The following is a 12569-nucleotide window of genomic DNA, read 5'->3' on the forward strand; positions in this document are numbered from 1 at the left end:
CTACATCGCTGTAGTTGCGCAGGGTGCACAACAATTCGGGACTGTAGTAATCCAGTAAAGCGCTTGTCGGCAGCAGATCCTGGGCGCCGCGCACCAGGAAGGGGCCGCCGCGTTCGAATACGTCGGAGGCGGTGTCGGCGAAACCCACCGCCGACATCAGGGCCTGATCCACCGTGTGCCGTTCGGCGTTGAGCGTGCGCGCGGTGACCGCGGCATGATCGAGCCCGTCGAAAAGCTCCGCGGCCGAGTCGGCGTACGCCGCGGAAAGATCGGCCAAACCTGCTGTGTCGCGGTGGATTTGCGGCATACGGGGGTTGATCTCACCCAGGATGTCATGCCCGTCGACCAGGGCCCGACCGAAGCTGTCACCCAGCCCGTTGAGTGCCTGCGCTGCCGCCGTCAAGGTCTGGTTCAGTTTGACCGGGTCGACATGCTGGGCGATGCCCATGATGGTCTCGAACACGGTGTTGAACTCGGTGGTGGTCGCCGAGGCATCGATCACCGCGTCCGGCCGAAGTCTGTCCTCGGAGGGATTCGCCGGCGACAGAAACGAGATGTACTTGTTGCCGAACACCGTTGTCGCGCGCAACTGGGCGTCCACATTGGCCGGGATGAGCGGCAGATACCGGGGTTTGACGTCCAGCAGCAACTTTGCCCTGGCTTGTCGACCATCGCTCACCACGCCGGCGGACACCAGCCGCCCGATCGGGACACCGTTGAACGTCACCTTGGAACCGGGATCCATGGACAGCCCGGCACGCTCGGCCATCAGGACGAGCGTGACGTTGGTGTCGAAGTATCCGCGGAACAGCGCCCAGGTCATCCCGAACACCAGCAAGACGATCACGAGCAGGACAGCGCCCGCGGCCCGGTACGGCGGCTCTTTCGGGTCGTTGAGGGCGCCCTCGTCCGCCACCTCGACCTGGTCATGCTCCGGCACCGTGATCATGGCCCAAGTGCACCACAGGGCAACGCTTTTGGGGTTGCTGCCCAACTGTGACGCTGATGGGGCGAACCCTCGATTGTGACGCCGGTAACAGCGCCCCGGGCTAGAGTCCCATGTCCTTGGCGATGATCATCTTCATCACCTCGCTGGTGCCGCCGTAGATGCGGCTCACCCGGTTGTCGGCGTAGAGCCGCGCGATGGGGTACTCGTTGATATAGCCGTAGCCGCCGTGCAACTGCAGGCAGCGGTCGATGACCTTGGCGGCGATATCGGTGCAGAACAGCTTCGCCGCGGCCGCATCGGCGGGTGTCAGCTCGTCACGATCGTGGGCTTCCATGGCACGGTCCACGACGGCCTCGGCCGCATCGACATCGGCCTTGCAGGCCGCCAGTTCGAACTTGGTGTTCTGGAACGCCGCGACCGGCTTCCCGAACACGGTGCGGTCCTTGGTGTACTGCGCGGCGAAGGCGACAGCGGCCTTGGCCTGGGCGTAGGAGCCGACCGCGATGGCCAGCCGCTCGCGGGGCAGATTCTGGCCCAGATACGAGAAACCCATGTGCAGTTCACCCAGGACGTCCTCGACGGGCACCTTGACATCGACGAAGTTGAGCTCGGCGGTATCGGATGTCCGCAGGCCCAGCTTGTCGAGCTTGCGGCCCACCTCGTAGCCGGCGGACTTGGTGTCGACCACCAGCAGCGAGATGCCGTAGCGGCGGTCGTCCTCACGCGGGGCGGCGGTGCGGGCACAGACGATGACGCGGTCGGCGTGCACACCGCCGGTGATGAACGTCTTGGAGCCGTTCAGGACGTAGTGCGTGCCGTCGCCGGAAGGCTTTGCGGTGGTGCGCATCCCGGCCAGGTCGGACCCGGTTCCGGGCTCGGTCATGGCGATGGCGAACATGATCTCGCCGGACATCATGCCGGGGTACCAGCGCTGTTTCTGCTCCTCGGTGGCCAGCGCCTTGAGGTAGGGCAGGCACAACCCGATGTGCACGCTGGACCCGCCGAAGGACACCGCGGCCCGGGACAGTTCCTCGGTGACGATGGCCTGGAACTTGTAGGAATCGATACCGGAGCCGCCGTACTCGGTGGGGATCTCGATACCGAAGATGCCCAATTCGCCGAGCTTGTAATAGAAGTCGCGGGGCGCAATACCGGCTTCGAACCACTCGTCGTACACCGGGACGACCTCGGAGGCGATGAAATCCCGGATCATCGCGCGGAAGTCTTCGTGCTCCTGGTTGTAGACGGTCCTCTGCATCAGTGGCTCCTTAGCGAACAGTGTTAGCTTTTGACACCACTATAAGCTAACGTCGTTTACTTAGGCAATCGCGGGGGAGGTGGGGAACAGGTGGGAAGACCACGCCTGCTCAGTCGCGAGCGCATCCGCGACAGCGCACTGCTGATCATCGACCGCGCCGGTCTCGGCGAGCTGTCCATGCGCAAACTCGCCGCCGAACTCGGTGTACAGGCCGCCTCGTTGTACAAGCACTACCCGACCAAGGACGACGTGCTCGACGACGTCGCCAGCCAGATCGTCACCGCGGTGGACACGTCGGCCTTCGACGCCGACGAGGACTGGGAGGTCGCCCTGGCCGCCTGGGCGCGTTCCTACCGCGCGGCGCTGGTCTCGCACCCGAACATGGTGCCCTTCCTGGCCGGCGGTCCCGGCCAGCGCGATGAGAGTCTGCGCATCGCGGATTCGGTCCACGGTGGTCTGGTGCGCGCGGGCTGGCCCCCGCGCGAGGCGACGCTGATCGGTGCGGCCACCCGGTCGCTGGTGCTGGGCTCGACCGTCGGTTCGTTCTCGCGCGGATTCGTCGACGACGTCCAGGTCTATCGCGACCGCTACCCGCACATGGATCAGGCGCACCTGCTGCGTGGTAAGGCCAGTGAAATCGACACGGCGAGTTTCGAACTCGCCCTCACTGCGTTCATCGAGGGCTTGAAGGGTCAGTTCGCGGCGATCGGGGAGCGCCGGCAGCGGCGCCGGCCGACGACCGTTTGAATCACGCTGCGCGCAAACCTTGTCCGACCCGGTCGGGCTCCCTACATTGCAGCAGTGACGTCGACTACACCGATGCCGGCGGGCGTTTCGCTGCGCGGTGTCGGCAAGGTGTTCGGCGAGCGCACCGTTCTTCGCGATATCGACATCGAGATCGCCCCCGGCGAGGTCGTCGCCTTCCTCGGCGCATCCGGTAGCGGCAAGTCCACTCTCCTGAGGTTGATCGCCGGGCTCGACGAGCCGACCGAAGGTCATATCGACATCAACGGAAAACCGGTGCGCGGTATCGATCCGCGCTGCGCCGTGGTGTTCCAGGAACCGCGTCTGCTGCCGTGGCGCACGCTGGCGGGCAATGTCGCCTACGGACTGCCCGCGGGCACCTCCCGCGCCGAAGGTGACGAGCTGGTGGCGCACTGGCTCGACGTCGTCGGGCTCCGGGGTTTCGCCGGGTACCGGCCCCGGCAGGTCTCCGGCGGCATGGCTCAGCGGGCCGGACTGGCCCGCGCGCTCGCGCGCACACCTGGCGTGCTGTTGCTCGACGAGCCGCTGGCCGCGCTGGACGCGCTGACCCGGCTGCGGATGCAGGATCTGCTCGACGAGGTGCAGCAGACGGCGGGTATCACCACACTGCTGGTCACCCACGACGTCGATGAAGCACTGATCYTCGCCGATCGGGTCCTCATCCTGCGCGCCGACGCCTCGGGTGCGGCGGGAATCGCTGCGACACACGATGTCTCGATCACCAAGCCACGCGATCGCGCCGATCCGGAGCTGGCGGCGTTGCGCATCACCTTGCTCGACGAACTCGGGCTGCCGCGGCGCACGGCCGACGACCCGGAAAACCACCCTCGGAAGGAAATTTCGGCATGAAGGCTCGCGGGCTGATAGCCCTGGTGATCGCCGGTCTGGCCTGGACGGCCTCGGCGTGCGGCTCCGGTGACGGTGCGGACACCGCGAAGGACATCCGACTCGACTATGCGTACTACAACCCGCTGAGCCTGGTCATCCGCGACCAGAAACTGCTGGAGAACCAGGGCTACAACGTGACCTGGGTGCTGTCGGCGGGCAGCAACAAGGCCAACGAGGCGCTGCGCTCGGACGCGCTGGATCTCGGTTCCACCGCCGGGGCGGCCGCGCTGGTGGCCCGCGCCAACGGCACCCCGATCAAGGTCGTCGACATCTACAGCAAGCCCGAATGGGCGGCGTTGGTGGTGGCCAAGGATTCACCGATCACGACCGTCGCCGCACTGCGCGGTAAGAAGATCGCGGTGACCAAGGGCACCGACCCGTACTACTTCCTGTTGCAGTCGCTGAAGGCGGCCGGGCTGTCCCGCAGCGATGTGGAGATCGTCAACCTGCAGCACGCCGACGGGAAGACGGCCCTGGAGCGCGGTGACGTCGACGCCTGGTCGGGCCTGGACCCGTTCATCGCGCAGACGGTGCAGGAGTCCGGTTCGCGGCTGCTCTACCGCAACCCCGACTTCAACAGCTACGGCACGCTCAATGCCCGCGAGGACTTCATCTCCGGCAACCCCGAGGCCGTGCAATCCGTCGTCGACGTCTATGAGGAGGCCCGCGCATGGGCTATCGCGCACCCGAACGAGTTGACGGAACTGCTGGCGCGGGAAGCGAAGATCTCGCCGAGCGTGGCGGGCGAAGTGCTGAAGCGCACGGATCTGAAGGTCGATCCGACACCGGGGCAGGCCCAGATCGACGTGTTGACGGTCATCCTGCCGATCGCGGTGGGCGACGGCGACATCAAGTCCGAGGAAGCGGGACAGCAGGCCCTGGAGACACTGATCGAACCGAAGTTCGCCCAGCAGTCCGCAAGCTGACCGCAACGCTGCGCCGCGCCCCGGCGGCGTTGGTGGGGCTGATCGTGCCGATCGCCGTGCTGGTGGTGTGGCAGCTCGCGGTGGCGGGCGGGGTCTTCTCGGCCGGCCAGCTACCGCCGCCCGCCGATGTGGTGAGCGCGTTGCGCGAGCTCATCAGCCGCGGCGAGCTGTGGACGCACCTGGGCACCAGCCTGTCCCGGGTGGTCGTCGGCTATCTGTCCGGGGCACTCGCCGGGCTGGCTCTGGGTTCGCTGGTCGGACTGTCGGTGAGCGTGCAACGACTGTTCGGGCCGACCGTCGCGGCGCTGCGCACCGTGCCGTCGCTGGCGTGGGTGCCGCTGCTGCTGCTGTGGTTCGGGATCGGTGAGGAGCCGAAGGTCCTGCTGATCGCGATCGGCGCCTTCTTCCCCGTCTACACCACGACCGCGTCGGCGCTGTCGCACGTGGATCCGCAACTCGTCGAGGTCGGGCGGGCCTACGGCCGCCGCGGCCCCGCGCTGTTGCTGACGGTGTTGTTGCCTGCGGCGGCGCCGACGCTGGTGAACGGGCTGCGGCTCGGGCTCGCCAACGCCTGGCTGTTCCTGGTCGCGGCGGAGCTCATCGCGTCCTCGAAGGGTCTCGGCTTTCTGCTCATCGACAGTCAGAACACCGGGCGGACCGACGTGATGCTGCTGTCGATCGTGCTGCTGGCGGTGCTGGGCAAGCTCAGTGACGGCATCTTCGGGGTCGTCGAACACCGGATGGTGGCGGTGCGCAGGTAGCCGAACGCAGAAGATGAATTCTCGGTGAATGAGTATCGCCACATCGGGCACCGCGGTCACCCGCCGTCCACGGTGCTCCACCTGGTAACACTGCCGGTGGCACTTCCGATAAGCGGATACACAGCCGTGAAAACGGCGGTTTCGCCGAGATGCCGAGTGTGAACGAGCAAACTAGGCTCGTCCGCGACCAGCACCAGACCCGGGACAGGAGTCGGAACCGAGGGTGAAGACCGTACTTGGACTGTCGGTGACAGCAGCCGGTGTCGGCTGGGTACTCGTCGAAGGCACCGCGCCCGTCGACGACGACAAATTCGGCGTCCGCAGTCTCGATGACCTGGTACCCCGCTGTCTTGCCGCCGTCCGCGGCGCTCAATCCATCGCCGCGAGCAGCGGCCGGCGGATCGACTCGATCGGGGTCTGCTGGAGTCAGGACGTCGAGGAACAGGTCATCACCCTGCTCGCGGAACTGCGAACCGCGGGCTGCCCCGATGTGCGCTCGGTCCGTCAGGTCACACCGCTGGACAGCGACGTGCCACCCGCCGACCGGGTCGAGCGGACGGACCTCTGCGGCCTGCTGGCCGGGATGCTCGCCGACGACACCGAGACCGATGCCGAGGGCGAGACCGCGTTCGTCGAACACGACGTGATCTGTGGGCCCGATGCGGGGCAGACACCGGCTTATGACGCCGCGCAGGCCGTCGTCACCGACGCCGCGCCGGCCGAACCTGTCCTGGTGGAGCGTGCCCGCCGGAACTGGGTTCCCGAGTGGACCCCGGCGGTATCGGGCGCCCGTCTGGTGTCGGCGGCAGCGGTGACCGCGGTGGTCGCCCTGTTCGCGGTCGGTTCGCAGTTCGTCGGAACCGAAACACAGCCCACCGAAGCGGCGCTGGCCGGCAGCACCTCGGCACCGACAGCGCAGACCACCCAGGTGGTACCGCAGCAGCCGCCGGCGCAGCCGATGGCCGCGGTCCCGGAGCCGACGCCCACCCTTGCCGAGGTGAGCGCGCCGCCGGTACAGCTGGCCCTGCCGCAACCCCAGCCGGTGGCCGAACCGTCCGTGCCCGTCGAACCGTCGGTCCCCGACGAACTGTCGGTCCCGGTGGCGCCGCCGGTGAGCGCCGAGCCGCTCACGGCACCGCAACTGCCCGCCCCCGACGCGCCTCCGGTTCCCGCGGCGCCGCTCGCCGTGCCGGAGCAGCCCGCACCGGCTGCGGCACCGGTGGCCGCGCCGGAGGTTCTTCCGCCCGCACCGGTCGCGCCGCCGCCACCGTTCTGGTTGGCACCGCCGTTCGTGCCGGCCCCGCCGCCGCCGGCGGTCGTCGCGCCGGCCCCGGAGGCGCTTGCGGCTCCGGTCGAGCACCTGCCGCCGCCCGCCCCGCCGGTCGACCCGGTGCTGGGCGCCCTACCCTGACAACAGGTCAGACCCGCGCGGGCATGCTGTCCCAGCCGCGGACCACGGAAGCCGAGGAGAACACCGCGGCATCGAGATCGACCTCCCAGTCGGGAAAACGATTCATGATCTCGTTCAAGGCAATCCGGCCCTCGATGCGCGCCAGGGCATTGCCCAGGCAGTAGTGCGCCCCGACGCCGAACGACAGGTGCTGGCGTGGTGACCGGGTGACATCGAACCGCTCCGCGTCCTCCCCGAACCGGCGCTCGTCGCGGTTGGCCGCACCGATCAACAGGATGATCGCGCTTCCCTCGGGCACCGTCGAGCCCTGGAATTCGGCATCGCGGGTGACGTAGCGGGCGGCCTGCAGCGCCGGCGGCTCGAACCGCAGGATCTCCTCGACCGCACCGGGTACCAGCGATCGGTCGGCGACCAGCTTCCGGCGCTGATCGGGGTGTTCCGACAGCAGCTTGCCCGCCCAGCCGATCAGGCGGGTGGTGGTCTCCGACCCGGCCACCGCGACAACGGACATGAACAGCAGCAGCTCCTCGCGGCGCAGCTTGCGGGTGGTGCCCGTCTCGTCGGTGAACTCCGCATTCAGCAGTTCGGTGGTGAGATCGTCGGCCGGGTGGGCGATCCGCCAGTCGACGAACTCGGCGAAGAACTCGCCGTCGGTGATCGGACCGTCGGGGTTGTCGGTCATCTGGGCGCCGCGCTCGGTGCGCACATACTTGTCGCCGTCGGCCAGCACACGATTCTGGTAGTCCTCCGGAATACCGAACAGCGCGCTGACGACGCGCAGCGGCATCACGGCGCCGAGATCCTTGACGAAATCGAACCGGTCGCCACCGACCAGCGGATCCAGGCACCGCGCGGTGAACTCGCGCACCCTGGGTTCCAGCGCGTTGATCTTGCGGGGCGTGAAGGCCCGCGACAGCAGGTTGCGGTGGATGTCGTGGATCGGCGGGTCCTCGAAGATCAGGGTGCCCGCCGGAATCTCGATGCCCGCCTTGATGATTTCCAGCACCGCGCCGCGTGCCGAGCTGAACGTGGCGTGATCCACCAGCGCCCGGTTCACGTCCTCGAAGCGGCTGACGGCGTAGAAGTCGTGGGTCTCGTTGTGGTACAGCGGCGCTTCGTCGCGGAAACGCTTGAACATCGGGTACGGGTTCGCATTCAGGTCCGCATCCCACGGGTCGTAATACACCTTGTCGGTGGCGCTGGTCGTCATCATCGGCTCCCTAGAAGCTCAGTCCGTGTTTCTCGAAATGCTGTGCCAGCGCCTGCATGTAGGAATCCCCGTGGAACGGTCCGCGCGCCCCGATGGCGGCCTCCAGGAACGGGCCGTATTCCTCGTCGTTGACGTAGGTGGACCAGTGGGTGATCTGGGCGTCGTCGTTGGTGTCGACGAAACTGATCGAGTAGAAGCCCATCACCTTGCCGTCGTTGACGTTCGTGCCCTGCCAGCGGTAGCGCATCACGAAGCCGTTCTCGGCGGGCCAGACCTTGTAGTCGACGGGCTTCCAGTCCGGGAAGGTGATGCCGTAGGCCTTGGCTTCCACGGTGGCCGCGGTATCCCAGTGTGTCGCCACATCTTTGAGCACCAGTTCCTGGTCGGCGACGAAGTAGGGGGAGGTGTAGACCGCATCGTCGGTGAACTCCCACTCGTCATAGCTCTCGCCGTCGGCGACCTTCTGCAGCACGTACTTGTCGCGGTAGCTTTCGGCCATCCGGCGGTGCTTGGCGATACGCTCTTCCAGGTTCACTGCGGTTGCTCCTCTGTCGTGGTCGAGTCCGTCGGCAGCGGTGCGCTGCCCGGTTTGGCTTGTAAGCCCCAGGTACCGAAGGCCATCGCGGTCAGGGTGTAGGTGCCGATCAGGAAGATGACCTCCATCGCGGCGTGTTCGCCCAGTTCGCCGACGAGCCGCTGCCAGGTCGGCCAGTGCGCCTTCCCGTCGGCGATCACCTCGTCGACGGCGTCGAGCACCAGTCGGTCCGTGCCGTCGAACCCGTCATTGCCCTCGGCCAGTGCGCTGACATCGTCGTCGGTGATCCCGACGGCGGCACCCAACCTGACGTGCTGGCCCCATTCGAACGCCGAGCGGTGCCGGTGCGCGACCCGCAGGATGATCAGTTCACGCAGCCGTGCCGGCAGTTCTCCGCGCTGCAGCAGGAAACCGTTGAACTGCAGGAACAACCGGGCCATCTCGGGGTGGCGGGCCAGCATCCCGATGATGTCGAAGTTCAGCGGGTCGTAGGGCTCTCCGGAACCTGCCCTGGGCACCTTGTCGGCGGGCAAGCCGAGCAGCGCGCCGAACGCGGCGTATTCGGGGTCGCGCCATTGATCGGGGGCCAGCGGCGCCATACGCGGTGTCTCGGTCACGAAGGCAGCGCCATCTGCAGGTACAGGTCGAGACGGCGGATCCGGCCGTCATCGCTGAACTGATAGACCGACAGCGAATTCACCACGCTACGGAAATCGCCGACGACACTGCGCTCTTCGAGTTCCAGGAACACCAGGTCGTCGTGTTCGGTGATGCGTTTGAACGTGCACTCCCATTCGGAGGTGGTCGCCCAGCCGGTGAGGAAGGCGGTGTAGCCGGCCCAGTCCATCTCCTCCTTGAAAGCGCCGACGCGCAGGAAGTTCTCGGTGTCGACCAGGTCGGCCAACGGTGCCCAGCCGGTCTCGGTGAAACCCGGCGTCTTGGCCTCACCCACGAGGCGGCCGGTGGTGGCGGCGTATTCCAGCACGGTGCGGCTGCGCCCGGTGTGCCGGGTGAGGAGCTCGGCGAGTTCGGGCATCAGACGGCCGCCAGGTAGCGGTCGATGACGGAGTGATAGTGCGCGATGACCACTTCCTCGTTGACCAGCGCCATATGGTCCAGGCGGGCGTTGCGCAGGCCGATCTGCTGGCGGGGCATCTGTTCGTAATCCTGTTGCAGCGCTTCGAAATACTTGAAGCTGCCCGGTTCCTGGACATCGACGAGGTCCGCCGCGAACGCCTTGCGGTGCTCCTCGGGCAGCCACATGAAGCTGGTGATGTGCCAGATGCAGCGGTTCGGGTCGCCGTCGGGGTGCGGGGTGGACATGATGATGGTCGCCTCACCGGCCCGGATGGTCATGAAGAAGTTCGGGAACAGCACCCAGCCGTGGTTGTCGCTCATCTGTGCGTCGGTCAGTCCGTCCACGTCGAGTCCGTCGCGGGACAGGGTGTCGCGGGTGGCCTGCTGCAGCAGGGTGCGTCCGGTGACATCCTCGGGGAACACCAGAGTGCCGTCGGCGGTGCGGTTTTCGTCGACCAGTTCGGTGAACCGGGGGAGCACCCGCACCACTCCCGGGAAGGTTTCGGGCAGTTCCATGATGCCCTCGACCTGCTTCTCCGGTCCCATGCCCTCGACGTGGGCGACCTCGAACGGGGCGACGGCGATGCTGTGTTTGTCCAGGAAGCGGTACTTCACCTTGCTGGGGTCGATGACCAGGACCCGCAGCAGCTGTGGGTGGATCCCGGAGACGTGGTAACCCTCCTCGAAGGCGTCCATCACCACCTTCCAGTTGCAGTCCAGGGCCTCCCGCACGTTGAGCACGGTGGTCATCTGGTCGAGGTGGTAGGGCTCCAGGATGCGGATGACGTCCTCGCCCAGGAAATCTCGCAGCGGCGCGGCGTTGGGGTCGGGGTTGAGGAAGACGAAACCGGCAAAGGTGTCCACCGGGACCTCCAGCAGGCCGTAGTCGTCCTTGTCGATCTCGGGTTTGGAACAGCCGCGCAGCTTTCCCTGCTGGTCGTAGGACCACAGATGGTACTGGCAGACGATGCGTTGTTTCGCGTGTCCCTGTCCGCTGAACAGCGGGTTCCCGCGGTGCCGACAGGCGTTGACGAATCCCCGTAGCGCGCCGTCATTTCCGCGCATCACCACAAAGGACTGGTCGAAGATGCGGTACTCCTTGAAGTCCCCGGTCTTCTCCAGCTCGTCGACGCGGCCGACGATCTGCCAGACCCGCATCCAGATGGCCTCGCGCTCCCGGTTCACGAAGTCCTTCGAGGTGTAGCGGTCGGTCGGGATCTGCATACGGAACAGCGCGCTCGCATCGTCGGGGCTCAGGCCGTCGGAGTCGACCCATTCACCTGGGCGGGCGGTTTGTGCGGAATCGATGGACATCGAGGGTTCCCTTCTGCGGGCGGGTGTTCGCGGAAGACGCGACGGCGGCGTCGGGGCTGTGACGGCAGTCACGATAATACAGAGATGAATTTCAGATACAAGGGTGTATTTGAGATTGATGTTTGCGAGAATGGGGCGATGACCGAGCGCTGGACCAGAGAGCGGCGCATGGAGCAGACCCGCACGGTGCTGCTCGATGCGGCCGAGAAGATCTTCGCCGGCCGTGGGTACGCGGGTTCGCTGGAGGACATCGCCGAGGCCGCCGGCTACACCCGCGGTGCGATCTATGCGCAGTTCGGCGGCAAGGATGAACTGTTCCTCGCGGTGATCGAGCGGCACCGCCAGCGCTTCCTCGACGGGTTCGCCGATGTGATGGAATCCTTCGACCGGTTCGCCGATATCGATGTGGAAGGCTTCGCCGAACGTTGGCGGGTGCTCAGCGGTGCCACCGACGCACAACAGGCCGCCGCGCTGAACTACGAGTTCACCCTGTTCTTGCTGCGCAACCCCGCCGCGCGCGATCGAGTGGCCGTGCAGCGTCGCGAGACGGTGCGCTCACTGGCCGAGTACATCTCCAAAGGCGTTGCGCGACTGGGCGGCTCGTTGAAGATTCCGGCCGAGCCGCTGGCCCGGGTACTGTTGGCCACCAACGACGGTGTCACGCTGGCCAGTCACCTCGACGGCGAGGATCTGTACCGGACCTTCCTGCAGTTGGTGATGTCCAGTGTCGGCCCGCCCGAGGCGTGACGCGATGAAGCGTAGACTGTCTAACTATGGGACGAACGGACAACGACACCTGGGATCTGGCCTCGAGCGTTGGCGTGACGGCCACCGTGGTGGCCATGCAGCGGGCCATCGCGACCCGGTCCGGCACGGCGGGAGTGAACGACCCGTACGCCGAAGCGCTGGTGTCGGCGGTGGGCGTGCCCACCTACATCCGACACGCCCGCGGTGAATCCGGTGACGAGGTTCCCGCCGACGCGGTGCGCATGGCCGACGGCATCGCGGCCCGCACCCGCTGGTTCGACGAATTCGTCACCGGGGCACTGGCGGCCGGCATCCGCCAATTCGTGATCCTTGCCTCCGGTCTGGATGCTCGCGCCTACCGGCTGCCCTGGCCTGCTGATGCGACGGTCTACGAACTGGATCAGACCGATGTCATCACGTTCAAGACGCGTACGCTCGCCGACCTGGGCGCGGTGCCCGGCGCCGAGCACCGCCCGATCGCCGTCGACCTGCGTGATGACTGGCCCGCCGCGCTGCGTGCCGCCGGCTACGCGACCGACCGGCCGACGGCCTGGCTGGCCGAGGGCCTGCTCATCTACCTTCCGCCCGAGGCGCAGGATCGCCTGCTGGACAACATCACCGAGCTGAGTGCCCCCGGCAGCATGATCGCCACCGAGAACACCCCGACGGTCAGCGTCGAGGATCTGCAGGAGATGAGCGAACGTATGCGCGCCACCCAGCAGGAATGG

General features: G+C 66.8%; 14 protein-coding genes. 7 read left to right on the forward strand and 7 right to left on the reverse strand.

Annotated features, from left to right (window positions below; genetic code table 11):
• Together AC1DTF_RS30530 and AC1DTF_RS30535 are read right to left on the reverse strand one after the other, a co-directional pair.
• Positions 1–949 (reverse strand): MCE family protein (locus AC1DTF_RS30530; protein ID WP_477476761.1); only part of this gene is annotated, 949 nt, incomplete at its 3' end.
• Between the two features lie 100 nt (positions 950–1049).
• A complete protein-coding gene (locus AC1DTF_RS30535) occupies positions 1050–2207 on the reverse strand; it encodes an acyl-CoA dehydrogenase family protein (protein WP_477476762.1) in 1158 nt (385 codons plus the stop codon).
• Between the two features lie 90 nt (positions 2208–2297).
• Here AC1DTF_RS30535 and AC1DTF_RS30540 point away from each other — a divergent pair, with 90 nt between their 5' ends.
• From AC1DTF_RS30540 to AC1DTF_RS30560, 5 genes are all read left to right on the forward strand, one after another.
• On the forward strand, positions 2298–2954 hold the full coding sequence (locus AC1DTF_RS30540; protein WP_057166121.1) for a TetR/AcrR family transcriptional regulator: 657 nt from the start codon (positions 2298–2300) through the stop codon (positions 2952–2954).
• 72 nt (positions 2955–3026) lie between these two features.
• The gene (locus AC1DTF_RS30545) at positions 3027–3821 is read left to right on the forward strand and encodes an ABC transporter ATP-binding protein (protein ID WP_477476768.1); all 795 of its coding nucleotides are present in this window, start codon (positions 3027–3029) and stop codon (positions 3819–3821) included.
• Complete coding sequence (locus AC1DTF_RS30550) at positions 3818–4786, forward strand: aliphatic sulfonate ABC transporter substrate-binding protein (protein ID WP_057166119.1); 969 nt, start codon at positions 3818–3820, stop codon at positions 4784–4786. The genes AC1DTF_RS30545 and AC1DTF_RS30550 overlap by 4 nt, the downstream gene beginning before the upstream one ends.
• 62 nt (positions 4787–4848) lie before the next feature.
• Positions 4849–5547, forward strand: coding sequence for an ABC transporter permease (locus tag AC1DTF_RS30555; protein WP_477476769.1), 699 nt, complete (start codon positions 4849–4851; stop codon positions 5545–5547).
• A gap of 223 nt (positions 5548–5770) precedes the next feature.
• Entirely contained in the window at positions 5771–6958 is a 1188-nt protein-coding gene (locus tag AC1DTF_RS30560; RefSeq protein ID WP_477476763.1) for a DUF7159 family protein, read from the forward strand.
• A gap of 7 nt (positions 6959–6965) precedes the next feature.
• Here AC1DTF_RS30560 and AC1DTF_RS30565 read toward each other — a convergent pair whose 3' ends face one another.
• From AC1DTF_RS30565 to AC1DTF_RS30585, 5 genes are read right to left on the reverse strand one after another with little or no spacing between them, the layout of a single operon-like run.
• A complete protein-coding gene (locus tag AC1DTF_RS30565; RefSeq protein WP_477476764.1) occupies positions 6966–8168 on the reverse strand; it encodes a cytochrome P450 in 1203 nt (400 codons plus the stop codon).
• Positions 8169–8178: 10 nt separating this feature from the next.
• Positions 8179–8703 (reverse strand): nuclear transport factor 2-like protein, encoded by a 525-nt coding sequence (locus AC1DTF_RS30570; protein ID WP_057166116.1) that lies wholly within the window; start codon positions 8701–8703, stop codon positions 8179–8181.
• A complete protein-coding gene (locus AC1DTF_RS30575) occupies positions 8700–9302 on the reverse strand; it encodes a carboxymuconolactone decarboxylase family protein (RefSeq protein ID WP_477476770.1) in 603 nt (200 codons plus the stop codon). Before AC1DTF_RS30575 ends, AC1DTF_RS30570 begins: the two co-directional genes overlap by 4 nt.
• Positions 9303–9316: 14 nt before the next feature.
• Entirely contained in the window at positions 9317–9739 is a 423-nt protein-coding gene (locus tag AC1DTF_RS30580) for a hypothetical protein (protein ID WP_057166114.1), read from the reverse strand.
• Entirely contained in the window at positions 9739–11094 is a 1356-nt protein-coding gene (locus AC1DTF_RS30585; RefSeq protein WP_477476765.1) for an aromatic ring-hydroxylating oxygenase subunit alpha, read from the reverse strand. The genes AC1DTF_RS30580 and AC1DTF_RS30585 overlap by 1 nt, the downstream gene beginning before the upstream one ends.
• Positions 11095–11232: 138 nt before the next feature.
• Between AC1DTF_RS30585 and AC1DTF_RS30590 the strand changes: the two genes are divergently transcribed.
• Together AC1DTF_RS30590 and AC1DTF_RS30595 are read left to right on the forward strand one after the other, a co-directional pair.
• Positions 11233–11841 (forward strand): TetR/AcrR family transcriptional regulator, encoded by a 609-nt coding sequence (locus AC1DTF_RS30590; protein ID WP_477476766.1) that lies wholly within the window; start codon positions 11233–11235, stop codon positions 11839–11841.
• Between the two features lie 26 nt (positions 11842–11867).
• The coding region (locus AC1DTF_RS30595; RefSeq protein ID WP_477476767.1) for a class I SAM-dependent methyltransferase at positions 11868–12569 on the forward strand (702 nt) is incomplete at its 3' end.

This window comes from Mycobacterium sp. P4_H6, from assembly GCF_056400845.1.

What these genes read in the sequence shown, in the direction of transcription:
- AC1DTF_RS30575 (WP_477476770.1), bottom strand. Translation starts at nt 9,302, where the DNA reads ATGGCGCCGCTGGCCCCCGATCAATGGCGCGACCCCGAATACGCCGCG.
- AC1DTF_RS30585 (WP_477476765.1), bottom strand. Translation starts at nt 11,094, where the DNA reads ATGTCCATCGATTCCGCACAAACCGCCCGCCCAGGTGAATGGGTCGAC.
- AC1DTF_RS30550 (WP_057166119.1), top strand. Translation starts at nt 3,818, where the DNA reads ATGAAGGCTCGCGGGCTGATAGCCCTGGTGATCGCCGGTCTGGCCTGG.
- AC1DTF_RS30535 (WP_477476762.1), bottom strand. Translation starts at nt 2,207, where the DNA reads ATGCAGAGGACCGTCTACAACCAGGAGCACGAAGACTTCCGCGCGATG.
- AC1DTF_RS30590 (WP_477476766.1), top strand. Translation starts at nt 11,233, where the DNA reads ATGACCGAGCGCTGGACCAGAGAGCGGCGCATGGAGCAGACCCGCACG.
- AC1DTF_RS30580 (WP_057166114.1), bottom strand. Translation starts at nt 9,739, where the DNA reads ATGCCCGAACTCGCCGAGCTCCTCACCCGGCACACCGGGCGCAGCCGC.
- AC1DTF_RS30565 (WP_477476764.1), bottom strand. Translation starts at nt 8,168, where the DNA reads ATGACGACCAGCGCCACCGACAAGGTGTATTACGACCCGTGGGATGCG.